This window comes from Kitasatospora sp. NPDC127111 (assembly GCF_042677465.1).
GTDB lineage: Bacteria > Actinomycetota > Actinomycetes > Streptomycetales > Streptomycetaceae > Kitasatospora.
This window is the reverse complement of record NZ_JBHXTG010000001.1, coordinates 347,140-371,120: the sequence shown is the minus strand read 5'-3', so window position 1 is coordinate 371,120 and position 23,981 is coordinate 347,140. Positions and strand designations below refer to the sequence as shown.

21 protein-coding genes and 1 pseudogene are annotated in these 23,981 nt (G+C 74.0%); 9 read left to right on the top strand and 13 right to left on the bottom strand.

The genetic code is table 11. The annotated features are described in order from the left end of the window. Positions 1-53: 53 nt before the first annotated feature. From ACFVHB_RS01775 to ACFVHB_RS01755, 5 genes are all read right to left on the bottom strand, one after another. Positions 54-1,403 (bottom strand): formimidoylglutamate deiminase, encoded by a 1,350-nt coding sequence (locus ACFVHB_RS01775; RefSeq protein WP_380314235.1) that lies wholly within the window; start codon positions 1,401-1,403, stop codon positions 54-56. After that, the gene (locus ACFVHB_RS01770; protein ID WP_380314263.1) at positions 1,394-2,596 is read right to left on the bottom strand and encodes an allantoate amidohydrolase; all 1,203 of its coding nucleotides are present in this window, start codon (positions 2,594-2,596) and stop codon (positions 1,394-1,396) included. The genes ACFVHB_RS01775 and ACFVHB_RS01770 overlap by 10 nt, the downstream gene beginning before the upstream one ends. Positions 2,597-2,610: 14 nt before the next feature. Further along, positions 2,611-4,278 (bottom strand): urocanate hydratase, encoded by a 1,668-nt coding sequence (gene hutU / locus ACFVHB_RS01765; RefSeq protein WP_380314234.1) that lies wholly within the window; start codon positions 4,276-4,278, stop codon positions 2,611-2,613. 170 nt (positions 4,279-4,448) lie between these two features. Next, the gene (locus ACFVHB_RS01760) at positions 4,449-4,778 is read right to left on the bottom strand and encodes a hypothetical protein (RefSeq protein ID WP_380314233.1); all 330 of its coding nucleotides are present in this window, start codon (positions 4,776-4,778) and stop codon (positions 4,449-4,451) included. Positions 4,779-4,891: 113 nt separating this feature from the next. Further along, on the bottom strand, positions 4,892-5,761 hold the full coding sequence (locus ACFVHB_RS01755) for a MurR/RpiR family transcriptional regulator (protein WP_380314232.1): 870 nt from the start codon (positions 5,759-5,761) through the stop codon (positions 4,892-4,894). A 222-nt stretch (positions 5,762-5,983) separates the two neighbouring features. On the opposite strand from ACFVHB_RS01755, the gene ACFVHB_RS01750 reads away from it, so the two are divergent. Continuing rightward, complete coding sequence (locus ACFVHB_RS01750) at positions 5,984-6,400, top strand: hypothetical protein (RefSeq protein WP_380314231.1); 417 nt, start codon at positions 5,984-5,986, stop codon at positions 6,398-6,400. 28 nt (positions 6,401-6,428) lie between these two features. Here the strand turns inward: ACFVHB_RS01750 and hutH are convergent, their stop codons facing one another. Further along, positions 6,429-8,006 carry a histidine ammonia-lyase gene (gene hutH / locus ACFVHB_RS01745; RefSeq protein ID WP_380314262.1) on the bottom strand — a complete coding sequence of 526 codons (1,578 nt, stop codon included), beginning with the start codon at positions 8,004-8,006 and terminating at the stop codon, positions 6,429-6,431. 154 nt (positions 8,007-8,160) lie between these two features. Here hutH and fdhD point away from each other — a divergent pair, with 154 nt between their 5' ends. Together fdhD and ACFVHB_RS01735 are read left to right on the top strand one after the other, a co-directional pair. After that, positions 8,161-8,985, top strand: coding sequence for a formate dehydrogenase accessory sulfurtransferase FdhD (gene fdhD, locus ACFVHB_RS01740; protein WP_380314230.1), 825 nt, complete (start codon positions 8,161-8,163; stop codon positions 8,983-8,985). A 65-nt stretch (positions 8,986-9,050) separates the two neighbouring features. After that, positions 9,051-9,671 carry a TetR/AcrR family transcriptional regulator gene (locus ACFVHB_RS01735; RefSeq protein WP_380314229.1) on the top strand — a complete coding sequence of 207 codons (621 nt, stop codon included), beginning with the start codon at positions 9,051-9,053 and terminating at the stop codon, positions 9,669-9,671. On the opposite strand, the gene ACFVHB_RS01730 is transcribed toward ACFVHB_RS01735, so the two are convergent. From ACFVHB_RS01730 to ACFVHB_RS01715, 4 genes and pseudogenes are all read right to left on the bottom strand, one after another. Beyond that, positions 9,668-10,024, bottom strand: a complete 357-nt coding sequence (locus ACFVHB_RS01730; RefSeq protein WP_380314228.1) for a hypothetical protein — start codon at positions 10,022-10,024, stop codon at positions 9,668-9,670. The two genes, ACFVHB_RS01735 and ACFVHB_RS01730, sit on opposite strands and share 4 nt — an antisense overlap. Positions 10,025-10,761: 737 nt before the next feature. After that, positions 10,762-11,898, bottom strand: a pseudogene (locus tag ACFVHB_RS01725) (diguanylate cyclase domain-containing protein); the annotation flags it as partial. 467 nt (positions 11,899-12,365) lie between these two features. Then, a complete protein-coding gene (locus tag ACFVHB_RS01720) occupies positions 12,366-13,490 on the bottom strand; it encodes an adenylate/guanylate cyclase domain-containing protein (RefSeq protein ID WP_380314227.1) in 1,125 nt (374 codons plus the stop codon). A 180-nt stretch (positions 13,491-13,670) separates the two neighbouring features. After that, positions 13,671-14,561: a biotin--[acetyl-CoA-carboxylase] ligase gene (locus ACFVHB_RS01715; protein ID WP_380314226.1), complete on the bottom strand. Its 891-nt coding sequence runs from the start codon at positions 14,559-14,561 to the stop codon at positions 13,671-13,673. A gap of 222 nt (positions 14,562-14,783) precedes the next feature. On the opposite strand from ACFVHB_RS01715, the gene ACFVHB_RS01710 reads away from it, so the two are divergent. From ACFVHB_RS01710 to ACFVHB_RS01695, 4 genes are all read left to right on the top strand, one after another. Continuing rightward, positions 14,784-16,376, top strand: coding sequence for an acyl-CoA carboxylase subunit beta (locus ACFVHB_RS01710; RefSeq protein WP_380314225.1), 1,593 nt, complete (start codon positions 14,784-14,786; stop codon positions 16,374-16,376). Positions 16,377-16,417: 41 nt separating this feature from the next. Further along, complete coding sequence (locus ACFVHB_RS01705; protein ID WP_380314224.1) at positions 16,418-16,639, top strand: acyl-CoA carboxylase subunit epsilon; 222 nt, start codon at positions 16,418-16,420, stop codon at positions 16,637-16,639. A gap of 158 nt (positions 16,640-16,797) precedes the next feature. Beyond that, complete coding sequence (mmpB, locus tag ACFVHB_RS01700) at positions 16,798-16,938, top strand: morphogenic membrane protein MmpB (protein WP_380314223.1); 141 nt, start codon at positions 16,798-16,800, stop codon at positions 16,936-16,938. Positions 16,939-16,971: 33 nt separating this feature from the next. Next, positions 16,972-17,571, top strand: a complete 600-nt coding sequence (locus tag ACFVHB_RS01695) for a nucleoside triphosphate pyrophosphatase (RefSeq protein WP_380314222.1) — start codon at positions 16,972-16,974, stop codon at positions 17,569-17,571. A gap of 12 nt (positions 17,572-17,583) precedes the next feature. Here ACFVHB_RS01695 and ACFVHB_RS01690 read toward each other — a convergent pair whose 3' ends face one another. Then, the gene (locus ACFVHB_RS01690; RefSeq protein WP_380314221.1) at positions 17,584-18,354 is read right to left on the bottom strand and encodes an alpha/beta hydrolase family protein; all 771 of its coding nucleotides are present in this window, start codon (positions 18,352-18,354) and stop codon (positions 17,584-17,586) included. Positions 18,355-18,454: 100 nt separating this feature from the next. Between ACFVHB_RS01690 and ACFVHB_RS01685 the strand changes: the two genes are divergently transcribed. Together ACFVHB_RS01685 and ACFVHB_RS01680 are read left to right on the top strand one after the other, a co-directional pair. After that, entirely contained in the window at positions 18,455-19,210 is a 756-nt protein-coding gene (locus tag ACFVHB_RS01685; protein WP_380314220.1) for a hypothetical protein, read from the top strand. 220 nt (positions 19,211-19,430) lie between these two features. Further along, positions 19,431-21,206, top strand: coding sequence for an acetyl/propionyl/methylcrotonyl-CoA carboxylase subunit alpha (locus ACFVHB_RS01680; RefSeq protein WP_380314219.1), 1,776 nt, complete (start codon positions 19,431-19,433; stop codon positions 21,204-21,206). A 113-nt stretch (positions 21,207-21,319) separates the two neighbouring features. Here ACFVHB_RS01680 and ACFVHB_RS01675 read toward each other — a convergent pair whose 3' ends face one another. Both ACFVHB_RS01675 and ACFVHB_RS01670 read right to left on the bottom strand, forming a co-directional pair. After that, complete coding sequence (locus ACFVHB_RS01675) at positions 21,320-22,282, bottom strand: DeoR/GlpR family DNA-binding transcription regulator (RefSeq protein WP_380314261.1); 963 nt, start codon at positions 22,280-22,282, stop codon at positions 21,320-21,322. A gap of 236 nt (positions 22,283-22,518) precedes the next feature. Continuing rightward, on the bottom strand, positions 22,519-23,973 hold the full coding sequence (locus tag ACFVHB_RS01670; protein WP_380314218.1) for an NAD(P)H-quinone dehydrogenase: 1,455 nt from the start codon (positions 23,971-23,973) through the stop codon (positions 22,519-22,521). Positions 23,974-23,981: the final 8 nt, after the last annotated feature.

Sequence of the window (23,981 nt, the reverse complement as noted above, 5' to 3'; positions counted from 1 at the left end):
CTCGCCCCTCCCCGGGGAGACAACGGGATCTCTCGGCTCGGCTCAGCGGCTCGTCAGCAGCTCAGCGCGGCGATCGAGGAGCGCAGCGCGCCCGGGACGTCCGGCACCAGCTGGTGCACCCCGTCCTTGACCACGTGCCGGCCGCCGACCACCAGGTGCCGCACGTCGGCGGCGGAGGCGGCGAAGACCGCGATCTCGGCGCCGAGCCGGAACGGCGGGCCGGCGGTGCGGACCGAGTCCAGGGCGATCACGGTGAAGTCGGCCAGCGACCCGGCCTCGATCCGCCCGGCCTCCGGCCAGCCGAGCGAGGCGTGCCCGTCCTCGGTGCCGGCCCGGAGCAGCGCGTTGGCCGTCCAGTGGCCGCGGGTGCGGGTGCGCAGCCGCTCGTCCAGCTCCAGCGCGCGGGCCTCCTCGAACGGGTCGATGACGGCGTGGCTGTCGCTGCCGAGGGTGACCGGGCAGCCGGCCGAGGCCAGCTGCCGGGCCGGCCCGATGCCGTCCGCGAGGTCCCGCTCGGTGGTGGGGCACATGCAGATGGTGGTCGAGCTGTCGGTGAGGAGCTTGATGTCCTCCTCGGTGAGGTGGGTCGCGTGCACGGCCGAGGTGCGCGGGCCGAGGGCGCCGTGGTCGGCGAGCAGCCGGGTCGGAGTGACGCCGTGCGCGGTGAGGCAGGCGTCGTTCTCGGCGGTCTGCTCGGAGAGGTGGACGTGCAGCGGCGCCTTGCGCATCGCCGACCAGTGCGCGACGGTGCCGAGCTGTTCGGCGGGGACGGCCCGGACGGAGTGGATCGCGGCGCCGATCCGGGCGTGCTCGCGCGGCTTGAGCCCGTCCAGCCGCTCGGCCCAGGTGTCGGCGTCGCCGTCGCTGAACCGGCGCTGCGGCTTGGTCGGCTCGGCGCCGAAGCCGGAGGACAGGTAGCAGGTGTCCAGCAGCGTGATCCGGATGCCGGCCCGGGAGGCGGCCTCGATCAGCGCCTCGCCCATCGCGTTCGGGTCATCGTAGCGGGCGCCGCCGGGCGCGTGGTGCAGGTAGTGGAACTCCCCGACCGCGGTGATGCCGGCGAGCGCCATCTCGGCGTAGACGGCGGTGGCGAGCGCCAGGTAGCTGTCCGGGTCGAGCGCGCCGGCGAACCGGTACATGGTGTCGCGCCAGGTCCAGAAGGTGCCGGAGCCGACCTGGACGTTGCCGCGCAGCGCCCGGTGGAAGGCGTGCGAGTGGGCGTTGGCCTGGCCGGGCAGCAGCAGGCCCTCCAGCCGGACGGCGCCGGGCGGGCAGGGCCCGCTGTCCGGCGTCACCTTGGTGATCCGGCCGCCGGGCCCGGTGGCGATCAGCACGTCCTGCTCGACCACCGGCCCGTTGACGTGCGGCAGCCAGGCGTACTGCGCCCAGTAGGTTACTGACACGCCAGGTCCTCCAGTACGTCGGCGAGGGCGGACACGCCGGCCAGGCAGTCGGCCGTCTCGGCGTGTTCGGCCGGGGAGTGCGAGACGCCGCTCGGGTTACGTACGAACAGCATGGCGGTCGGGATCGCCGATGCCAGGATTCCGGCGTCGTGTCCCGCGCCGGTCGGCAGGACCGGCACGCCGCCCGGGCCCCCGGTCTTGCTGAGCCGCCGTACGAGGCGGTCGCGCAGCGGGCCGTCGAAGTCCACCACCGGGGTGTAGGACTCGCGGGTCAGCTCGACCCGGACGCCGTCGCGCTCGCCGCGCTCGTACGCGGCGCGCTCGATCTCGCCGACCAGGTCGGTGAGCGTCGCCTCGTCGGCGGCCCGGGAGTCCAGCCAGCCGCGCACCAGGGAGGCGATCGCGTTGGTGCCGTTGGGTTCGACCGCGACCTTGCCGAAGGTGGCCAGGGCGCCCGCCAGCTTCGCCTTCTTCCGCGCGGCGAGCACGGTGGTGGCGTAGGTGAGCATCGGGTCGCGGCGGTCCTCGATCCGGGTGGTGCCGGCGTGGTTGGCCTCGCCGTGGAAGTCGAACCGCCAGCGGCCGTGCGGCCAGATCGCGCTGGCCACGCCGACGGGCTGGTCCTCGGCGAGGTACCGGCCCTGCTCGACGTGCAGTTCGACGAAGGCGCCGATCCGGGCCAGCCGGTCGCCGTCCGCGCCGATCGCGGTCGGGTCGTAGCCGGCCCGCTCCATCGCGTCGGGCAGCCGGACGCCGTCGGCGTCGCGCAGCTCGTACGCGGCCTCCTTGCCGAGGACGCCGGCGGTGAGCCGGGAGCCGATGCAGGCGACGCCGAACCGGGCGCCCTCCTCGTCGCCGAAGTTGACGATCGCCAGCGGCTTGGTGAACCGGGCGCCGCGGCCACGCAGTTCGTCCAGGGCGGCGAAGGAGGAGACCACGCCGAGCGGGCCGTCGTAGGCGCCGCCGTCCGGGACGGAGTCCAGGTGCGAGCCGGTGACGACCGCGCCCTCGCCCCGCGGGTCGCCCAGCCACGCCCACTGGTTGCCGTTGCGGTCCAGCTCGTAGGTGAGGCCGCGGTTGCGGGCCTGCTCCTCGAACCAGGACCGGCACTCGGCGTCGGCGGAGTTCCAGGCGAAGCGGCGGTAACCGCCGGAGGAGGCGGAGCGGCCCACGGGGAGCAGCTCCGCCCACATCTCTTCGAAGGAGGTCACAGCTCACCCATCGGGACGCGCACACCGCGCTCCGCGGCGACCTCGTCGGCCCGGTCGTAGCCGGCGTCGACGTGCCGGATGACGCCCATGCCCGGGTCGTTGGTGAGCACCCGGCGGATCTTCTCGCCGGCCAGCGGGGTGCCGTCGGCCACCGTGACCTGGCCGGCGTGGATCGAGCGGCCGATGCCGACGCCGCCACCGTGGTGGATGGAGACCCAGGACGCGCCGGAGGCGACGTTGACCATGGCGTTGAGCAGCGGCCAGTCGGCGATCGCGTCGGAGCCGTCCAGCATCGCCTCGGTCTCCCGGTACGGGGAGGCGACCGAGCCGCAGTCCAGGTGGTCACGGCCGATGACGATCGGCGCGGACAGCTCGCCGGAGGCGACCATGTCGTTGAACCGCTCGCCGGCCTTGTCGCGCTCGCCGTAGCCGAGCCAGCAGATGCGCGCGGGCAGGCCCTGGAAGTGCACCTTCTCCTGGGCCATCTTGATCCAGCGGTGCAGCGACTCGTTCTCCGGGAAGAGGTCGAGCACGGCCTTGTCGGTCTTGTGGATGTCCTGCGGGTCGCCGGACAGGGCCGCCCAGCGGAACGGGCCCTTGCCCTCGCAGAACAGCGGGCGGATGTACGCGGGGACGAAGCCGGGGAAGGCGAAGGCACGGTCGTAGCCGGCCAGCTGGGCCTCGCCGCGGATCGAGTTGCCGTAGTCGAACACCTCGGCGCCGCGGTCCTGGAAGCCGACCATCGCCTCGACGTGCTTGGCCATGGACTCGCGCGAGCGCTGGGTGAACTCGGCCGGCTTCTCGGCCGCGTAGGTGGCCATGTCGTCGAAGGCGACGCCGAGCGGCAGGTAGCTCAGCGGGTCGTGGGCGCTGGTCTGGTCGGTGACGATGTCGATCGGCGCGTCCATCGCGAGCAGCTGCGGGAACAGCTCGGCGGCGTTGCCCAGCAGGCCGATGGAGAGCGGCTGCTTCTTGTCGCGGGCGGCGGTGGCCAGCTCCAGGGCGTGCGCGAGGTTCTTGGCCTCGACGTCCAGGTAGCGGTGCTCGATCCGGCGGGCGATCCGGGACGGGTCGCAGTCGACGCAGATCGCCACGCCGCCGTTCATGGTGACGGCCAGCGGCTGGGCGCCGCCCATCCCGCCGAGGCCGGCGGTGAGGGTGATCGTCCCCTCCAGGCTGCCGTTGAACCGCTTGTTGGCGACGGCGGCGAAGGTCTCGTAGGTGCCCTGCAGGATGCCCTGGGTGCCGATGTAGATCCACGATCCGGCGGTCATCTGGCCGTACATGGTGAGCCCGAGGCTCTCCAGCCGGCGGAACTCCTCCCAGTTGGCCCAGTCGCCGACCAGGTTGGAGTTGGCGATCAGGACGCGCGGCGCCCACTCGTGGGTCTGCATGACGCCGACCGGGCGGCCGGACTGGACCAGCATGGTCTCGTCCTGCTTCAGCCCCTGCAGCGTCTTGACCATGGCGTCGAAGGAGCGCCAGTCGCGGGCCGCCTTGCCGGTGCCGCCGTAGACGACCAGCTTCGACGGGTGCTCGGCCACCTCGGGGTCGAGGTTGTTCATCAGCATCCGCAGGGCGGCTTCCTGCTGCCACCCCTGCGCCGTCAGCCCCGTCCCGCGCGCCGCACGCACCTCACGCGGTCCGGTCGTCTGCTGCACCATGTCCTGGCCTCCCTGCGGATGATTTCATTCAGGCTTGGTTCGACTGAATATATCCAAACATTCAGTCCTCGACCAGACCTCGATCCATCCGATCAGCCGCGGGGCACGACGGCACCCCGGCGCGCCGCAACAGCGCGGCGACCGGGGCGCGGGTGTCCCCCGGACAGGCCTCAGGCGGCCGCGTCGCCGTCCCAGTCGATGCCGATCTCGGCGAGCCAGGCGCGGTCCGCGTCGTCCGGGGTGGCGGGGGCCGGGGGGCGGGGCGGTCGGGGGATCTCCTGAACGGGGCCGAGGCCGTACTTCTCGGCGGCGGCGGCCGCGCGGGCGTCGGGTTCGATGACGCCGACGTGGACGGCGCTCTCGTCACCCGGGTCGAGGACGGTGAGTTCGGGGTCGGGCAGACGGCGCAGGGTGACGCGGCGTCCGCAGGTCGGGCAGGTCCACTCGTCGGCACCGGAGGCGAGCCGGGCGACGAACTTCATCTCGTGGATCACGCGCATGGCGGCACCCCCTACCCCTAGGGATGCCCGGGTTCGTGACGACTACTCCAGGACGCCGGCCGCGGCCGCCCGGGCCCGCGACCGTTCCGGGCCGGAGCGGCCGCGGCCCACTCCTATTCCAGGAACAGCCCGCGGGCCGCGGCGGACTGCTCGATCGCCTCCAACCGGGCCTCCGCGCCCGGGAGTTCGTCGCACATGGTCTGCAGCAGCACCCGGCCGAGCATCATCGGTGCGCAGGCGGTGTCGAAGACCAGGCCGGTGCCGACGGCGGCCGGCAGCATCAGGTCGGAGAGCTTGGCCACCGGCGCGAAGGCGCTGTCGGCGACGGTGAGGACGGTCAACCCGCAGTCCTTGGCGACCGCCAGAGCGTCCATCAGCTCGCGCGGGTAGCGCGGCAGCGCGAAGCAGAGCAGGGCGCTGGCGCCGGCGGCGCTCGCCTGTTCGAGCCGGTCGGCGAGCATGCTGCCGCCCTCGTCGAGCAGCCGGATGTCGGGGTGCACCTTGGCGGCGAAGTACGCGAAGCCGCGCGCCTGCGCGGAGGCGGCCCGCAGGCCGAGGACGGGCAGCGGGCGGGAGGCGGCGAGCAGGCGGGCCGCGCGGGTGATCGGCTCCGGGTCGGCGAGGAGTTCGGCGAGGTGGCGCAGGTGCTCGATCTCGGCGAGGACGGCCTGCTGGTGCTCGTTGCGGACGACGTCGGCCGGGGTCTCCGGGGTGGCGGGTTCGCCCACGCCCAGCTCGCGCAGCTGCTTGCGCAGCGCCGGGTAGCCGTCGTAGCCGAGCGCCACCGCGAAGCGGGTGACGGAGGGCTGGCTGACCCCGGCCAGTTCGGCCACCTCGACGCTGGAGAGGAACGGCGCCTCGCCGGCGTGCCGGACCAGCGAGTGGGCGATCCGGCGCTGGGTGGGGGTGAGCCGGTGGCCCTCGAAGAGCTGGAGCAGCCGGGCGGAGGGGCCGACGGTGCCGTTTTCGTCGGTGGCGGTCATCAGCGGTACCTCCGGGTGCGAGCTGTTCGGACGACGACTGTGCAGCAGCGGGCGGCGGCTGGCAAAGACGTCTCGCACGCCGGGACGCCCGGTGAGACGCCCCGGCAGGTGGGACGCCCCGCCGGACACGTCTCGGGGTGACCCTGATTTCCCCCTGAGGCCGCCCCGATTACCGTGCGAAGCGATGGACCGGCAGGGTAGCGCGGGCCCAGGCTGGACACCATGGACACTCGCCAGGACGAACTGCGGCGCGACCTCGACGCCGCCCTGCAGGCCCGCAAGGAACTGGGCAAGGAGTACGAGTCGGAGCTCGTCGACTCCTTCATGAGGCGCCTCGACGCCCGGCTGGACGCCCGGGTCGAGCGCCGGGTGGCCGACCGGCTGGACGAGTACGCGCCCGCGCACCGCCACCACCGTCCGCGCGGGTCCGGCCGCCCCGGCTCCCGGCTGGCGGTGATCTCGCTGGCCCTCGGCATCCCGCTCACCGCGATCGCGACCGACGGCGGGAACGGCGGCTTCGCCGGCTTCATGGGCCTGGTGGTCTGCTGGACCGGCATCGTCGGCGTCAACTTCGCGGCCGCGTTCGCCGACCGGCGCGAGGAGCACCGGTCGAAGTCGGCGCGGGGCGAGTGGGACTGAGCCCACCCGCCCCGCGCCGGGCGGGGCGTCAGGCCAGCGGGCCGGTGACCTGCTCGACCGCCTTCACCAGCGCGCCGGAGGCGACCAGCGCCGCGGCGGCCTCCAGGTCCGGCGAGAGGAAGCGGTCGCGGCCGGCGCCGCCGACCCCGGCCTCCCGGGCGGCGGCCATCGCCGCGGCGGTGGCCGGGGCCACCCTGCCGCCCGAGTCCGCCTGCTGACGGATCTCCAGCGCGCGGGCGGCGGCGGTCAGCTCGACGGCGAGGATCCGGCCGAGGTTGTCGACCGCCTGGCGCAGCTTGCGGGCGGCGGACCAGCCCATCGAGACGTGGTCCTCCTGCATCGCGGAGGACGGGATCGAGTCGACCGAGGCCGGCACCGAGAGCCGCTTGTTCTCGCTGACCAGCGCGGCCTGGGTGTACTGGGCGATCATCAGGCCGGAGTCCACGCCCGGGTCGTCGGCCAGGAAGGCCGGCAGGCCGTGCGAGCGGGCCTTGTCGAGCAGCCGGTCGGTGCGGCGCTCGGAGATCGAGCCGAGGTCGGCGGCGGCGATGGCGAGGAAGTCCAGCACGTAGGCGACCGGGGCGCCGTGGAAGTTGCCGTTGGACTCGACCCGGCCGTCCGGCAGGACCACCGGGTTGTCCACCGAGGCGGCCAGCTCGCGGGAGGCGACCAGCTGGGCGTGGGCCAGGGTGTCGCGACCGGCGCCGGCCACCTGCGGGGCGCAGCGGATCGAGTAGGCGTCCTGGACGCGCGGCGCGTCGTCCTGGTGGTGGCCGGTGAGGCCGGAGCCCTTGAGGACGGCCAGCATGTTGGCGGCGGAGAGCGCCTGGCCGGGGTGCGGGCGGATCGGGGCGTGCAGCTCGGGGGCGAGCACCTTGTCGGTGCCGAGCAGTGCCTCCAGGGTCATCGCGGCGGTGATGTCGGCGGTGGTGAACAGCCGCTGCAGGTCGGCGATGGCCATCACCAGCATGCCGAGCATGCCGTCGGTGCCGTTGATGAGGGCCAGGCCCTCCTTCTCCAGCAGCTCGACCGGCTCGATGCCGGCCGCGGCGAGCAGCTCGCCGGCGGGCTTCTCGACGCCGTCGGGGCCGGTCGCCACGCCCTCGCCCATGAGCACCAGCGCGCAGTGCGAGAGCGGCGCGAGGTCGCCGGAGCAGCCGAGCGAGCCGAACTCGCGGACCACCGGGGTGATGTCGGCGTTGAGGATGGCGGCCATGGTCTGGGCGACCAGCGGGCGGACGCCGGTCCGGCCGGAGGCCAGCGTCTTCATCCGCAGGAACATCAGCGCGCGGACCACCTCGCGCTCCACCGCCGGGCCCATCCCGGCGGCGTGCGAGCGCACCAGCGAGCGCTGGAGCTGGGCGCGGAGCTCGGGGCTGATGTGCCGGACGGCGAGCGCGCCGAAGCCGGTCGAGACGCCGTAGACGGGGCGCGGCTCGGCCGCGAGGGCGTCGATCCGGGCGCGCGCGGCAGCCATCTCGGCGAGCGCGTCGGGGCCGATCTCGACCCGGGCGTTCCCGCGCGCGACGGCCAGCACGTCCTCGGCGCTGACGTCGGCCTTGCCGACCTGGACGAGCGGCGCGTGGGGGGCCGCAGCACTGTGCATATCCATATACACCATCACACCAGGTGAATGGAGATATGACAACAGCTGGAGGCCGTCCGGGGCGCAGACGTCTTCGAACGGTCCCGGATTTCCCGCCACGGCCACGGTTGGCGCACGCTGTGGGGGTGACGGACGGTACGGAGGTGGCGGGGCGATGACGCGGGCGACGGCGCGGCGGCGAGTGGTACGGCTGCGGGGGGACGCGCGCAGCGCGCGGCCGGACGCACTGGCGGCCGAGGAGCCGCTGGAGATCCGGCTCGGCGGCGAGCCGCTCACGGTGACCATGCGGACCCCGGGGCAGGACTTCGACCTGGTGGCGGGCTTCCTGGTCGGCGAGGGCCTGGTGCACGACGCGGACACGCTCGCCGCGCTGCGCTACTGCGCCGGGACGGACGACACCGGCGCCAACACGTACAACGTGGTGGACGCGACCCTGCGCACCCCCGGCACCGTCCCGCTCTCCGCCCACCGCAACCTGCTCACCACCAGTGCCTGCGGCCTCTGCGGCCGGGACACCGTGGACGCGGTCCGCACGCACGTCCGCCACTCGATCGGCACCGACCCGCTGACCGTCCCGCCCGCGCTGCTGTACGGGCTGCCGGACCGGTTGCGGGCGGCGCAGCGGACCTTCGAGTCCACCGGCGGCCTGCACGCGGCCGGCCTGTTCGACGGGACGACCGGCGAGCTGCTCTGCGCCCGCGAGGACGTCGGCCGGCACAACGCGGTGGACAAGGTGATCGGCTGGGCGCTGCGCGAGGGCCGGCTGCCGCTGACCGGGCACGTGCTGCTGGTCAGCGGCCGCGCCTCGTTCGAGCTCACCCAGAAGGCGGCGCTGGCGGGGATCCCGCTGCTGGCGGCGGTCTCCGCGCCCTCCTCGCTCGCGGTGGACCTCGCCGAGGAGCTGGGCCTGACCCTGGTCGGCTTCCTGCGCGGCGAGGGCGCCAACGTCTACACCCGCCCGGACCGGATCGCCGCCTGAGCCGGAGCGTGCCCGGCCTCGCCAAGACGATACGTTCCGTCTCGCAAGCCGGGTACGATGCCCCCATGGCCCGTCAAACCGCCCCCGACCCCAGCCGCCGCAGCGAGCAGAGCCGCACGGCGATCCTCGACGCCGCCGCCGCGCTCGTCGCCGAGACCGGCTTCGCCAAGCTGACCATCGAGAAGATCGCCGCCAGGGCCGGCGTCGGCAAGCAGACCATCTACCGCTGGTGGCCCTCGAAGGGCGCGGTGGTGTTCGACGCCTTCCTCGCCGCCAGCGAGGACGCCCACGGCAGCCTGGGCCTCCCGGAGACCGACGACCTCGCCGCGGACCTCCGGGCCGTCCTGCGGCCGACCGCCGACGAACTGTCCGACCCGGGCTTCGACCGCACCGGCCGCGCCCTCGTCGCCGAGGTGCTCAACGACCCGGCCCTGCTCCGGGAGTACCGCGAACGGCTGCTCGACCCCCTGCTCGGCGTCACCCGCACCCGCCTGGAACACGCCCGCGAGGCCGGCCGGATCGCCCCCGACGCCGACCTCGACCTCGCCGTCGAACTGCTCTACGGCCCGATGTACTACCGCTGGCTGCACGGCCTCGGCCCGCTCGACCACGCGTACGCGGACCGCCTGGTCCAGGCGGTCCTGCGCGCGCTCGGAGCCCCGGAGGCCGCCGGCCGGGCCGGCTAGCGGCGGCTGCGGCGGACCAGCACCACGACCAGGGCGATGAGCAGGACGATCAGGATCAGGGCCACCACGGCGCCGATGATCTTGCCGATGAGCTTGTCGAAGAAGCCCTTCTTCTTTTTCTTGGACTTGGACTTCGACCCGGCCAGCTCCACGGTCCGGTGCGAGTCGGCCGCGGCCTGCGTCCCGGCGGCCCGGGCGGCGGCCGGGACCGCGGTCGTCGTCGTCAGGGCGGAGGCCGAGGCTCCCCGCGCCACCGTGCTCACCACGGCGGCCTGGGCGGGTGCGGCGACCGCCGCGGCGCCCCCGAAGGCCAGTACGGCGGCCACCCCGGCACTCGTCAGACGTCTGCGCACAGCTCAATCCCCCGATCCCGGTCGGGGCACCGTGCCCGATCGACCGCCGACACCATCCCACGCCGGCCGGACGGCGCCCACCCCCGGGGAGGCGATCGCGACCACTCCGGTACACCCCGGTCACCGAACCGGCACATCCCGGGGCGGGGTCAGCTCAACGGGGGCGAGGTGGGCCCGGCCAGGGCGACCGCGACCAGGGCGCGCATGGCGGCGGCGGCCTGGCCCAGCGGCAGGGTGGCGTCGTCGGCGAACAGTTCGACCAGCCAGCCCCCCGCGGCGTTCTGGCCGCCGGCGGCGACCATGCCCCGGTAGCCGGAGACCACCAGCATCGCCTCCTCGGCCGGGTCGTTGCCCGCCGCGCCCGCGCGCAGCGCGAAGGCGCCGCCGTGGACGGCCTGCCGGGTCATCGGGTAGTGCCGCAGGTCGAAGACGGCGTCCGGGGCCTCGATCTGGGCCCGCTGGGTCTCCGCCCGGCTGCTGCTGGGCCCGCTGGTCATCCGGTAGACGGCGTGCCGGGCCGTCCGCATCAGCTGCGAACCGGGCGGCACGTACGAGACCCACCAGCCGACCGCGTCCAGCAGCCGCGCCGAGGTCTCCGCGACGACGGCGAGCTTGCCCATGGTGTCGGCCGGATGGACGGAGCGGGCCGAACCGTGCCGGTCGAGGGCGGCGAGCACCGCGGTGAGCAGCTGGCCCGGGTCGGCGCTGTGCGCGGCGCCGCGGAACCGCCGCCGGTCGCCGGCCCCGGCCCGGCCGTTGGCCCGGCCACGGGCGTCGGCCCGGTGGTGCGGGTCGGCGGCGTCGGCGAGCAGCACGGTCGGGTCGGGCGAGAACCCGGGGCCGTGGCTGCGCCCGGCGACCACCGGATGGGCCGAGCGGGCGGCCTTGGCGCGGTACTGGGCGGCGTCGGCGAGCCGGAACAGCCGGTCGGCGGTGGTCACCGGGCCGATCGAATCCCCGGTGGAGGCGACCCCGCAGGCGACGCCCTCGCCCTCGGCGAGCGCGAGGGCCCGCGCGCAGAGCTCCTCGGCGACGGCGACCACCTCGTCCGCCTTCTGGCCCTCGACCAGCAGGCAGAACTCGTCGCCGCCGAGCCGGGCGGCGAGCGAGCCGGGCAGCTTGGCGGCGGCCAGCGAGAGCTGGTGGGCGAAGCGCTCCAGCAGCCGGTCGCCCATCTCGTGGCCGAGCTGGTCGTTGACCCGCTTCAGGCCGTTGACGTCGCAGACCACGAGCGAGACGACGGTGTTGTCCTTGTTGTGCGCCGCCAGCGCGCCCTCCAGCCGGGCGTCCACCGCGCGACGGTTGGCCAGTCCGGTGAGCGGGTCGGAGAAGGCGAGCTTGCGCAGGTCGGCGAGGCGCTCGGTCTGGGCGAGGCCGGCCGAGATCTGGGCGGCGAGCAGGGTCGCGTAGTCGGCGTCGGCCTCGGTGAACTCGGGCCGCCCCACGGTCCGGGCCAGGTACAGCTCGCCCCAGGCCTGCCCGTGCAGCACGATCGGGGCGACCACGCAGCAGGCCCGGCCGCGCCGGCGCAGCGCCGCGGCGCGCTCCTGGCAGTACGCGCCGGCGGTCGGGTGCGAGTGCCCGGTATGCGGCTCGGAGTCCTCCGCCGACTGGAGCCAGGCGCGGGGGAGGCGGCCGGTGGTCCAGCGCTCCTCCAGGTACGTCACGATCTCGGGGAAGTCGGCCACCGGGTAGGACTCGTCCTCCGGCAGCTCCTCCTCCCCCGGCGCGAGCTCCCCGTGGTTGACCAGCACCCGCAGCCGGCCGGACTCGCGGTCCCAGACCGAGACCGCGGCCATGGTGGCGCCGAGCGCCTCGGTGGCGCGGGCGGCGGCGGCCCGGACGGCCTCCAGCGGGGTCAGGGCGCCCGCCATGTCCTGGGCGAGCTCGACGACGGACTTCAGGCGCACATCGGGGGCGGCCGACTGCCGCGGCCGGTCGCAGTCGCAGCCGCGGTCCGTCATGGTCGCCTCACTGCTCACCGGCTCGCCTCGCTCCCTGTGCTCGGTCCTGCCCGGCCCCCGTCGCGGACCCCTGCCGGGGGCCGCAGCCATCGGGACGCAGCAGCCGTCCGGTGCACCCGTCCGGCCGCTTGCACCAAGACTATGGCGGTTTCATTCGGTTATGCCCCGTTTGCCGGGAACGATCAGCGCAACCGTACGGCTTTCAACCGTTCGGCGACCCGCGCCGCCGCCCCGCCGGAACGGGCACCGGACGGCACCGAACGGCACCGCACCGACCAGCACCGACCAGCACCGACCAGCACCGACCAGCACCGCAGAGCGTCGGCCGGCACCGCGAGGCACCGCGAGGCACCGCGCCGCGCCGGAACACGGCGGAGCTACTCCCCGCGCACCCGCCGGGAGAGCAGCCACGGCTCGACCAGCCCGAGCCCGCGCACCGGGCGGCGCCACATCGGCTGCAGGTTGAACCGGTGCCCGGCGTCCGGCCCCGGCACCGGCAGGCCGGAGGCGGGCAGCCCGGCCGCGGCCGAGAGCGCCTCGGCCAGACCCGGCCCGTCCGCGTCGGCCGGGGCCACGCTGCCGTTCTGCTCCAGCGCGGCGGCGAAGTCGCCGTCGAGGAGGACGGCGTCCTTGGGCGCGATCGAGGTGAGCCGGCTGGCCAGGTTGACGGTGGTGCCGAAGACGTCGCCCATCCGCGAGGTGACGGTGCCGAAGGCCATGCCCACCCGCAGCGCGGGGATGGTGTCGTCCTCGGCCAGCGCCTCGATCAGGCCGAGCGCGATCTCGGCGGCGGTGACCGGGTCCTCGGAGACGAAGAGGATCTCGTCGCCGAGGGTCTTGATCACCCGGCCGCCCTGGCCGGCGATCAGGTCGGAGCAGGTGTTCTCGAACGTCTCGACCAGCTCGCCGAGCTCCTCCTCCTCCAGCCGGCGGGAGAGCCGGGTGAAGCCGACCAGGTCCGCGAAGCCCACGGCGAGCCGGCCACTGGTGATCTCGGTGTCCTCGGCGGCCTGCACCACCCGGCCGGTGACGGCGGCCAGCTGCCGGCGCCAGACGTAGACCAGGAACTGCTCCAGCTCCGGCAGCAGCAGCTCCACCAGCGGGTACGCCACCTCGGCGCGGGTCAGGCCGGGCTCGACGGACTGGGTGAGGTTCTCCAGGAAGGTGTCCATCTGCCAGCCGGCCAGCCGGGCCGTGGTCTGCCCGGTGGAACGCGCCACCTGGATCGCCATCGACTCGCTGAGCAGGCCCGACTCCACCAGACCCGCCAGCCGGCGCAGCGCGATCACGTCGCCGTCGGTGAGCGCCCGGGACTGCCCGATGTCCGGGAAGCCCATCGCCCGCCAGAACCGCGTGGCCAGCTCCATCGGGACGTCGGCGGCGCGCGCGGCCTGGTACGGGGTGTAGCGGCGTGGTGCGTCCAGGATCAGGCGTTCCAGATCGAGCGCGACCGTCTGGTCGTGGGTGCCCGCCGTTCCGCCGCTGCTGCCGTCCTCTGCCACCGGTCCGTCCCCGTGCGGTTGCCGCACTTGCCTCGTGTCCTGCCTGTCCGGACGCGCCCGCCACCCGGCGGGCAGTGGCGCGCCTCACACTGCTGCCGGGTTGAATATTCGCACGGAATCCCGCGATCCGGGGCATCCGCCCGGGTCAAGGGGAGGTGAAGCCTCCCCCCGGGCGCAGCGCTACCGGGGCTCGGGGCGCACGTGCACGACGTCGCCCGCGCCGACCGCCCGCCGGGCGCCGTCGGGGGTGCGGACCACCAGCCGGCCGTCGCCGTCGATCGCCACCGCCTCGCCGAGCAGCTCGCGGTCGCCGGGCAGGTGGACCCTGACCTCGCGGCCGAGCGTGGTGCAGCGGTCCGTGTAGGCGGGCAGCAGGCCGCTGGCGTGCGGGTCGCCGGCGGCGGCCGTCCACTCGGCGTACAGCCCGGCGAACTCGCGCAGCAGGGAGCGCAGCAGGGTGGCCCGGTCGGTGACGGCGGCCCCGGCCAGCGCCAGCGAGGCGGCGGTCGGGACGGGCAGTTCGGCGGCGCGCAGCGAGACGTTGACGCCCAGGCCCGCCACCACGGCGCCGCCGCTCAGCTCGGTGAGGATGCCGCCGAGCTTGCGCTCGGTGCCGTCGATCTCGACCTGGAGGTCGTTGGGCCACTTCAGGCCGACCTCGACCTCGGCGACCCGGGTCAGCGTGCTGGCCGCGGCGACGCCGACCAGGATCGGCAGCCAGCCGTACCGTTCGACCGGCACCTCGTCCGGACGGAGCAGCACCGAGAGGAAGAGGCCCGAACGGGCCGGCGCCGTCCACTGCCGCTCCAGCCGCCCGCGCCCGGCGTTCTGCGCCTCGGCGACCAGCACGGCCCCCTGCGGCGCGCCGTCCTTGGCGCGCGCGGCCAGGTCGCTGTTGGTGGAACCGGTCTCGGTGACGACGTCCAGCGAGGTCCAGAACCCGCCCGGCACCAGGAGGTCGTGGCGCAGCGCCTCGACGTCCAGCGGGGGCCGGTCCAGATCGGTCCAGGGCGACGGCCCGGAGTGGCCGAAGCCGCGCAGTCCACTACGGCGGGGGGTCTCTGAGGTCATGCGGCTCACAGTAGAGGTCGCAGTCCGCCCAATCGTCCCGCACAACGGCCGTTCGCCACAGTGTGTCGCTGACCATAACGGCCGGACGTTACGTCTGGCCCTCCGTGCTGGCTACGCTACCCAACGGTAGTTCGTTGCGCCGCCCTGCCCTCGTGCGCGGGCCCCCACCTGGCCCGTGCAGCTCAACAGGTCGCGGCCCATGGATCAGGGAGAGCCCACCGGATGACCGAGGCGCCGTACGACCCCCACACCACCGCCGGCAAGCTCGCCGACCTGCGGCGCAGGATCGACGAGGCGGTGCACTCCGGCTCCGCCAAGGCCGTGGAGAAGCAGCACGCCAAGGGCAAGCTGACCGCCCGCGAGCGCGTGGCCGAGCTGCTGGACGAGGACTCCTTCGTCGAGTTCGACGAGTTCGCCCGGCACCGCTCCACCAACTTCGGCCAGGAGAAGAACCGCCCGTACGGCGACGGCGTCGTCACCGGCTACGGCACCATCGACGGCCGCCAGGTGGCCGTCTTCGCCCAGGACTTCACCGTCTTCGGCGGCTCCCTCGGCGAGGTCTTCGGCGAGAAGATCGTCAAGGTGATGGACTTCGCGCTGAAGACCGGCTGCCCGGTCATCGGCATCAACGACTCCGGCGGCGCCCGGATCCAGGAGGGCGTGGTCTCCCTCGGCCTCTACGGCGAGATCTTCCGCCGCAACGTGCACGCCTCCGGCGTGATCCCGCAGATCTCGCTGATCATGGGCCCCTGCGCGGGCGGCGCGGTGTACTCCCCCGCGATCACCGACTTCGTGGTGATGGCCGACCAGACCTCGCACATGTTCATCACCGGCCCGGACGTGATCAAGACCGTCACCGGCGAGGACGTCGGCATGGAGGAGCTGGGCGGCGCCCGCACCCACAACACCAAGTCCGGCAACGCGCACTACCTGGCCACCGACGAGAAGGAGGCGATCGAGTACGTCAAGAGCCTGCTCTCGTACCTGCCCTCCAACAACCTCTCGGACCCGCCGTCCTTCCCGGAGGAGGCGGACCTCACGGTCACCGACGAGGACCTCGAACTCGACACCCTCGTGCCGGACTCGGCGAACCAGCCGTACGACATGCACAAGGTGATCGAGCACGTCCTGGACGACGGCGAGTTCCTGGAGACCCAGCCGCTGTACGCGGGCAACATCATCACCGGCTTCGGCCGGGTCGAGGGCCACCCGGTCGGCATCGTCGGCAGCCAGCCGATGGACCTGGCCGGCTGCCTGGACATCGCCGCCAGCGAGAAGGCCGCCCGGTTCATCCGGACCTGCGACTCCTTCAACATCCCGGTGCTGACCTTCGTGGACGTGCCCGGCTTCCTGCCCGGCACCGAGCAGGAGTGGGACGGCATCATCCGCCGCGGCGCCAAGCTGATCTACGCCTACGCCGAGGCGACCGTCCCGCTGATCACCGTGATCACCCGCAAGGCCTTCGGCGGCGCGTACGACGTCATGGGCTCCAAGCACCTCGGCGCCGACCTCAACCTGGCCTGGCCGACCGCGCAGATCGCGGTGATGGGCGCGCAGGGCGCGGCCAACATCGTCTACCGCCGTGAGCTGGCCGAGGCCGCCGCGGCCGGCGAGGACGTCGACGCCCGCCGGGCCGAGCTGGTCGCCGAGTACGAGGACACCCTGCTCAACCCGTACCTGGCCGCCGAGCGCGGCTACGTGGACGCCGTCATCGCGCCGAGCGAGACCCGCCGGCACATCGTCCGCGGCCTGCGGGCGCTGCGCGGCAAGCGCGAGGTCCTGCCGCCGAAGAAGCACGGCAACATCCCCCTGTAAGCGCCCTTACCGAGAAGCGGCCGTCGCGAGAGGATTGAGCCATGGCCCCGATCCACGTGCTGCACGGGCAGCCGACCCCCGAGGAGCTGGCCACCGTCCTGGCGGTGGTCCAGTCCCGGGCCGCCGCCGCACAGGCCGCCGCCGAGGCGGCCCGGCGTGCCGGTGCCGGCCCGGACTCCGCCTGGAACGACCGCGCCCGCCGGCTGCGCGGCACCCCGCGCCCCGGCGTCAACGTCTGGCGCACCTCGGGCTGGGCGGGCTGAGCGGACCCCGTCCCGCGGAGCGGGAAGTCGGCCCGTCCGACTTCCCGCTCCGCGTGCTGCCCGGGCCCCGGCCCGGATCGTCCGGAATCCGAGCATCGTCCGAAACCTGAGTACGGATACTCAGGCGGGCGGCACCGGAGGCGGCGCACTCTGGACGCGTGCTCTGGTCTGACCCTCGCGACGAACCCTCCCCCGAGACCCAGCAGATGCAGGAACGGATGCATCGGGCCGGCCGCGTGCTGGCCGCCATCGTGCTGGTGGGATCCGTCCTGCTCATGGTGGCCCGGTTCTTCACCTGACCGGCGGACACCCCACCCCCTACCCTGGTGGGCATGACCGACCGCCGCGCCCTCGTCCTCGCCTCCGCCTCCCCCGCCCGCCTCGGGCTGCTGCGCCAGGCGGGCCTCGACCCGCGCGTGGTGGTCAGCGGCGTCGACGAGGACGCCGTCACCGCCGCCACCCCCGGTGAGCTCGCCCTCGTCCTGGCCGAGGCCAAGGCCAAGGCGGTCGCCGCCGAGCTGACCGGCGGCGAGCTGGTGATCGGCTGCGACTCGGTGCTGGAGCTGGACGGCCTCGCGCTCGGCAAGCCCGCCGACGCCGCCGAGGCGCTGGCCCGCTGGCAGTCGATGCGCGGCCGCTCCGGCGTCCTGCGCACCGGCCACTGCGTGATCGACACCGTGACCGGCGAGCAGTCCTCGGCCACCGCCTCCACCACCGTCCGCTTCGGCACCCCGGACGACGCCGAGATCGCCGCCTACATCGCCTCCGGCGAGCCGCTGCACGTGGCCGGCGCGTTCACCCTGGACGGCCGCTCGGCGCCGTTCGTCGAGGGCATCGACGGCGACCCGGGCAACGTCATCGGCCTCTCGCTGCCGCTGCTGCGCTCGCTCCTCGCCGACCTCGGCGTCCGCATCACGGATCTCTGGGCCTGACCCGCACCCGCGTCACCCCGCCGCCGGGGCGTGCTGGGCGAGGAACGCCAGCACGTCCGGCAGCGCGCCGTCGGCCAGCAGCGCGGCACCGTGGTTGCCGCCCGGGTAGACCTTGAGCGCCTTCGCCGGGGCCACCGCGGCCGCGTACAGCTCCTCGGCGTCCCGGGCGAACGGGGAGTCGTTCTCCTCGGCCCCGAAGAACTCCGGCACCTGGGAGGTCCGCACCGCCTTGTCGGCGTCGTCGCCCTGGTACTTCGCCGGGCCGCTGAGCGAGACCACGGCGGCGACCGGCAGCGGGGACGGCGCGGCGGCGGCCACCAGCGAGCCGGTGCCGCCCTTGGAGGCGCCGACCAGGACGACCTTCGTCACGCCCTTGGCCCCCAGCCACTTCACCGCGGACGGCAGGTCCGTCGCCGGGCTGCCGGGCACCTCGGCGGCCAGCACGGCGTACCCGGCCTTGGTGAACGCGGGGAAGTACGGGAGGAACTCGCAGAGCGAGCCGCCCTTCTGGTGCGAGAAGACCACCGCGACCTTGGCGGGGCCGGAGTCGGCCGGCCGGTAGTAGCCCGGCCGGGTGCCCGAGACGGCCGGCACGTCGAGGCTGCCGTCCCGCGCCTGCTCGGCGCTGAGGCACCCGAAGGTCCGCGCCGGGCTGCTGCCGGTGGCGGTCGCCGTGGGCGTCGCCTTCGCCTCGGCGCCACCGCCCGCACTGCCGCAGCCGGCCACGGCGAGCACCCCGCAAACGGCGGCCGCGACCGCCAACTTCCCCCTGAAGAGCGTCATTCGATGCACGCTAGAAGTGGGCGCCGGGGCCGTCAATGGTCCGGAACGGTCAACCGCCGTTAGGCTGACGGCCTTTCGATTCGGGGGAGGTGACGGGCGGATGACCGACAGTCTGCTCAACGTGCTGCTGGGCCTGGTGGCCAGCGCGATCAGCGCCGGGCTGGGCTGGCTCGCGCAGAACCTGCGGCGGAGACGGCGGCTGGAGCGGGTCCGCGCGTTCTTCGGCCTGCCGGCCGGCAGCGAGTGCCTGCTGGTGGTGAACCGGCACGCCGGCTCGGCCAGCGGCAAGAGCGTGTCGCGCAACGACGTGTTCGCGCTGATGGAGCTGGCCGCGCTGGTCAAGGAGTGCGGCGCCCAGGCCGACCTGGTGGCCCACGACGAAGCCCGTCAGGGGCTCGGCCACAAGGCCGAGTTCTGCCTCGGCGGCCCGGCCAGCAACGAGCGGACGGCGGCCCACCTGGCCTCCTGGCTGCCCGGGGTGACCGTCAGCCAGGACGTCTCCGGCACCATCCCGGAGCTGTCGCTGACGGTGGGCGGCGAGGAGTACCGGTACGAGCACGAGTCCGAGCCCTCCGGCGGCCGGGCCTACGTCCTGCTCGCCCGGCTCCACCCGGCGCCCGGCGGCCGGCCGGCCTTCCTGGTCTCCGGGCAGACCGCCGTCTCCAACCACGCCGCCGTGCGCTACCTGGTCGCCAACCACCGCCGACTCGCCCGGCGGTACGGCACGGACGGCACCTTCGCCCTGGTCCTCAAGGTCGTCAACCCGCGGGCGTACGGTCCGGACGTGGTCGAGCTGACCGCCGACGTGACCGCCCGGGCGCTGGAGAGGCCGGCCTCCGCGGCCCCCGCCGCCTGAGTGTGTCCAAGGCCACCGCCTCGCCGCGCGGGCCCGTCACCGTCCGCGAGGAGCACTCCCCGGCGGGGCCACCGGCCACCACCTGCGCGGACCCCGGGCGAGCCGCGGAACGGCCCGCCGGGCGCATCACCCTCCGTGTGGGATAGTTCACAACCTGGGGCTACTCGCCGGTACCACCCAGAAATCCATAAACTCGACCAGGTTCAAGAAGGGAGCCACAGTGCGCAAGGTGCTCATCGCCAACCGCGGGGAAATCGCCGTCCGCGTCGCCCGTGCCTGCTCGGACGCCGGTATCGCCAGCGTCGCCGTCTACGCCGAGCCGGACCGGGATGCGCTGCACGTCCGCGCGGCCGACGAGGCTTACGCGCTGGGCGGCGACACCCCCGGTACCAGTTACCTCGACATCGCGAAGGTGCTGAAGGCCGCCGCCGACTCCGGTGCGGACGCCGTCCACCCCGGCTACGGCTTCCTGTCGGAGAACGCCGACTTCGCCCAGGCCGTCATCGACGCGGGTCTGACCTGGATCGGCCCGCCGCCGCAGGCCATCCGCGACCTCGGTGACAAGGTCACCGCCCGGCACGTGGCGCAGCGCGCCGGTGCCCCGCTGGTGGCCGGCACGCCGGACCCGGTCTCGGGCGCCGACGAGGTCGTCGCCTTCGCTCAGGAGCACGGCCTGCCGGTCGCCATCAAGGCGGCCTTCGGCGGCGGCGGCCGCGGCCTCAAGGTCGCCCGCACGCTCGACGAGATCCCGGAGCTGTACGACTCCGCCGTGCGCGAGGCGGTCGCCGCCTTCGGTCGCGGCGAGTGCTTCGTCGAGCGCTACCTGGACAACCCGCGGCACGTCGAGACCCAGTGCCTCGCCGACAAGCACGGCAACGTCGTGGTCGTCTCCACCCGTGACTGCTCGCTGCAGCGCCGGCACCAGAAGCTGGTCGAGGAGGCCCCCGCGCCGTTCCTGACCGCCGAGCAGAACGCCGAGCTGTACCGGGCGTCCAAGGCCATCCTGAAGGAGGCCGGCTACGTCGGCGCCGGGACCTGCGAGTTCCTGGTGGCGCTGGACGGCACGATCTCGTTCCTGGAGGTCAACACCCGTCTGCAGGTGGAGCACCCGGTCACCGAGGAGGTCACCGGTCTCGACCTGGTCCGCGAGATGTTCCGGATCGCCGACGGCGAGGAGCTGGGCTACGGCGACCCGGAGGTCCGCGGTCACTCGTTCGAGTTCCGCATCAACGGCGAGGACCCGGGCCGCAACTTCCTGCCCGCGCCCGGCACCGTCACGCTGTTCGCGCCGCCGTCCGGCCCGGGCGTCCGGCTGGACTCGGGCGTGGAGACCGGCTCGGTCATCGGCCCGGCCTGGGACTCCCTGCTGGCCAAGCTGATCGTCACCGGCCGCGACCGCAAGCAGGCCCTGGAGCGGGCCAAGCGCGCGCTGAACGAGTTCAAGGTGGAGGGCATGGCCACCGCCATCCCGTTCCACCAGGCGGTCGTCACCGACCCGGCGTTCGCGCCCGAGGTGCACGGCAGCGACGAGCCGTTCAAGGTCTTCACCCGGTGGATCGAGACCGAGTTCGACAACACCATCCCGGCGTTCGCGGGTGCGGCCGGCGAGGGCGAGGAGGCCGAGGGCCGCGAGACCGTCGTGGTCGAGGTCGGTGGCAAGCGGATCGAGGTCTCGCTGCCGTCCTCGCTGGGCGTCTCGGCCGCTCCGGCGGCGGGCGCGGCCGGTGCCGCGAAGGCCAAGCGCCGGGTCGGCACCAAGAAGGCCGGCTCCGCGGTCAGCGGTGACACGCTGGCCTCGCCGATGCAGGGCACCATCGTCAAGGTCGCCGTCGAGGAGGGCCAGGTCGTCGCGGAGGGCGAGCTGATCGTCGTCCTGGAGGCGATGAAGATGGAGCAGCCGCTGAACGCGCACAAGGCGGGCACCGTGGTCGGCCTCAAGGCCGAGGTCGGCGCCAGCGTCTCCAGCGGCGCGGCCCTGTGCGAGATCAAGGACTGACGCGGCGCGGCGTCGAGCGCTGACGCGGGCCGCCGGACCGGTCCGTACGCCCCTCGGGGTGTGCGGACCGGTTCCGCTTTTCCGGGGCCCGCTCCGCGGAACGGGCCCCGGGCCTACCGGGCGCGGGGGACGGTGCCCAGCTCGGCGAGCCGGACCGGCAGCGGCCCCGCGGGGCCCCCGGGGCCGCCGTGCGCGCCGGGACGGCGCTGGCCCGGCAGCGGGGCGCCACCGGGCGGCGGGGCGGCCCGGCGCGCCAGCGGGCCGGGCTGGGTCTGGTGCACGGGGCCGCTGCCGGTGCCGTGCACCGGGGCGTCCCCAGCCGGGGCGGCGCCGAGCGGCGCGAGGTCGATCTGCACCCCGCAGTCGGCCAGCGCGTCCAGCTCGCGGGCGGTGGTGTCGTCGGAGGTCGCGTGCTCGTCGGTGACCAGCCGGGTGATGGTCTCGGTCGGCACGGTCTGGAACATGGTGTCCGCGCCGAGCTTGGTGTGGTCGGCGAGGACGATGACCTCGGCGGCCGACTGCACCAGAGCCCGGTCCACGCTCGCGGAGAGCATGTTCGTGGTCGACAGGCCGCGTTCGGCCGTCAGCCCACTGCCGGAGATGAACGCCTTGGAGACCCGCAGCCCGTGCAGCGACTGCTCGGCCCCACTGCCCACCAGGGCGTAGTTGGAGCCGCGCAGGGTGCCGCCGGTCATCACCACCTCGACCCGGTTGGCGTGCGCCAGCGCCTGGGCGACCAGCAGCGAGTTGGTGACCACCGTCAGCCCGGGCACCCGGGCCAGTCTGCGGGCCAGCTCCTGGGTGGTGGTACCGGCGCCGACGACCACGGCGTCGCCCTCCTCCACCAGGCCCGCGGCGAGATCGGCGATGGCGCTCTTCTCGGCCGCGGAGAGGTGGGTCTTCTGCGGGTAGCCGGGTTCGCGGCTGAAGCCGCCGGGGAGCACCGCGCCGCCGTGCCGGCGGTCGAGGAGCCCTTCTGCCTCCAGTGCCCGTACGTCCCGGCGCACGGTCACTTCGGAGGTCTGGACGACGCGGGCCAGTTCGCGGAGCGACACGGCTCCGTTGGCGCGCACCATTTCGAGGATCAACTGGCGACGTTCTGCTGCAAACACAGAACCGACGGTAACCTGCGTGACCGTCTGCTTTCAGGCGTTTGCAGCTGGTAGCGGGAATTGCTCACGGTCGAGCGGCGCGTGACCGTACAATACGCGCCGTCAGCAATCCGGAACTGCGCCCGCCGTCCGGGTGACGCCCCGGGACGCGCGAAGGGCGGCCGCCCACCGGCGGCCGCCCCCAACTTCGCGTCAGGTGCTCAGTTTTCGCCCTCGGCCCGCTTGCGGATGTGGAGCTGGCGGGCGGCCTCGGCCGTCGAGCCGGAGACCGACGGGTAGACGGTGAAGGCGCTGGCCACCTGTTCGACCGTCAGATTGGCGTCCACCGCGAGCGCGATCGGGTGGATCAGCTCGCTGGCGCGCGGGGCGACCACCACGCCGCCGACCACGATGCCGGTGCCGGGGCGGCAGAACAGCTTCACGAAGCCGTCCCGGATGCCCTGCATCTTGGCCCGCGGGTTGCCGCGCAGCGGCAGCTTGACCTCGACCGCGTCCATCTTGCCGCACTTCACGTCGGCGGCGGTGTAGCCGACGGTGGCGATCTCCGGGTCGGTGAAGACGTTGGAGGCCACGGTCTTCAGGTTCAGCGGCTGCACCGCGTCGCCGAGCGCGTGGTACATCGCGATCCGGCCCTGCATGGCCGCGACCGAGGCGAGCATGAAGACGCCGGTGCAGTCGCCGGCCGCGTACACGCCGGGGGCGCTGGTGCGGGAGACCCGGTCGACCTTGATCTGGCCCCAGTCGTTGAGCTTGACCCCGGCCTCCTCCAGGCCCATCTCCGCGGTGTTCGGGATCGAGCCGACCGCCATCAGGCAGTGCGTGCCCTTGATCACCGTGCCGTCGGACAGCGTCACCTCGACGTGGTCCCCCACACGCTTGGCACCCTCGGCGCGGGAGCGGCTCATCACGTTCATGCCGCGGCGGCGGAAGACCTCCTCCAGCACCTCGGCGGCGTCCGGGTCCTCACCCGGCAGCACGCGGTCGCGGGAGGACACCAGGGTGACCTTGGAGCCGAGCGCCTGGTACGCGCCGGCGAACTCGGCGCCGGTGACGCCGGAACCGACCACGATCAGCTCGCGCGGCAGCTCCTCCAGGTCGTACACCTGGGTCCAGGTCAGGATCCGCTCGCCGTCCGGCTGGGCGTCCGGCAGCTCGCGCGGGTGCGCGCCGGTGGCGATCAGCACCGCGTCGGCGCGCAGCGACTGGACGGTGCCGTCGGGCGCGTCCACCAGCACCTCGCGGGAGCCGTCCACGGCCTGCCCGCCGGGCCCGAGCCGGCCCCGGCCGCGCAGCACGGTGACGCCCGCGCGGGTCACCGACTGGGTGATGTCGTGCGACTGGGCGATGGCGAGCCGCTTCACGCGCCGGTTGACCTTGCCGAGGTCCACGCCGACCACGCGCGCCTGCTGCTCCAGCGGCGGGGTGTCGTCGGCGACGATGATGCCCAGTTCCTCGTACGAGCTGTCGAAGGTGGTCATCACCTCCGCGGTCGCGATCAGGGTCTTCGACGGCACGCAGTCCGTGAGCACCGCCGATCCGCCCAGACCGTCGCGGTCGACGACGGTCACCTCCGCGCCGAGCTGAGCGGCGACCAGCGCCGCCTCGTAGCCGCCGGGTCCGCCACCGATGATCACGATCCGAGTCACGCCCCCCATTGTCCCGC

What these genes read in the sequence shown, in the direction of transcription:
- ACFVHB_RS01770 (WP_380314263.1), bottom strand. Translation starts at nt 2,596, where the DNA reads ATGTGGGCGGAGCTGCTCCCCGTGGGCCGCTCCGCCTCCTCCGGCGGT.
- hutU (WP_380314234.1), bottom strand. Translation starts at nt 4,278, where the DNA reads ATGGTGCAGCAGACGACCGGACCGCGTGAGGTGCGTGCGGCGCGCGGG.
- ACFVHB_RS01760 (WP_380314233.1), bottom strand. Translation starts at nt 4,778, where the DNA reads ATGCGCGTGATCCACGAGATGAAGTTCGTCGCCCGGCTCGCCTCCGGT.
- ACFVHB_RS01755 (WP_380314232.1), bottom strand. Translation starts at nt 5,761, where the DNA reads ATGACCGCCACCGACGAAAACGGCACCGTCGGCCCCTCCGCCCGGCTG.
- ACFVHB_RS01750 (WP_380314231.1), top strand. Translation starts at nt 5,984, where the DNA reads ATGGACACTCGCCAGGACGAACTGCGGCGCGACCTCGACGCCGCCCTG.
- hutH (WP_380314262.1), bottom strand. Translation starts at nt 8,006, where the DNA reads ATGCACAGTGCTGCGGCCCCCCACGCGCCGCTCGTCCAGGTCGGCAAG.
- fdhD (WP_380314230.1), top strand. Translation starts at nt 8,161, where the DNA reads ATGACGCGGGCGACGGCGCGGCGGCGAGTGGTACGGCTGCGGGGGGAC.
- ACFVHB_RS01735 (WP_380314229.1), top strand. Translation starts at nt 9,051, where the DNA reads ATGGCCCGTCAAACCGCCCCCGACCCCAGCCGCCGCAGCGAGCAGAGC.
- ACFVHB_RS01715 (WP_380314226.1), bottom strand. Translation starts at nt 14,561, where the DNA reads ATGACCTCAGAGACCCCCCGCCGTAGTGGACTGCGCGGCTTCGGCCAC.
- ACFVHB_RS01710 (WP_380314225.1), top strand. Translation starts at nt 14,784, where the DNA reads ATGACCGAGGCGCCGTACGACCCCCACACCACCGCCGGCAAGCTCGCC.
- ACFVHB_RS01705 (WP_380314224.1), top strand. Translation starts at nt 16,418, where the DNA reads ATGGCCCCGATCCACGTGCTGCACGGGCAGCCGACCCCCGAGGAGCTG.
- ACFVHB_RS01695 (WP_380314222.1), top strand. Translation starts at nt 16,972, where the DNA reads ATGACCGACCGCCGCGCCCTCGTCCTCGCCTCCGCCTCCCCCGCCCGC.
- ACFVHB_RS01690 (WP_380314221.1), bottom strand. Translation starts at nt 18,354, where the DNA reads ATGACGCTCTTCAGGGGGAAGTTGGCGGTCGCGGCCGCCGTTTGCGGG.
- ACFVHB_RS01685 (WP_380314220.1), top strand. Translation starts at nt 18,455, where the DNA reads ATGACCGACAGTCTGCTCAACGTGCTGCTGGGCCTGGTGGCCAGCGCG.
- ACFVHB_RS01675 (WP_380314261.1), bottom strand. Translation starts at nt 22,282, where the DNA reads ATGGTGCGCGCCAACGGAGCCGTGTCGCTCCGCGAACTGGCCCGCGTC.
- ACFVHB_RS01670 (WP_380314218.1), bottom strand. Translation starts at nt 23,973, where the DNA reads ATGGGGGGCGTGACTCGGATCGTGATCATCGGTGGCGGACCCGGCGGC.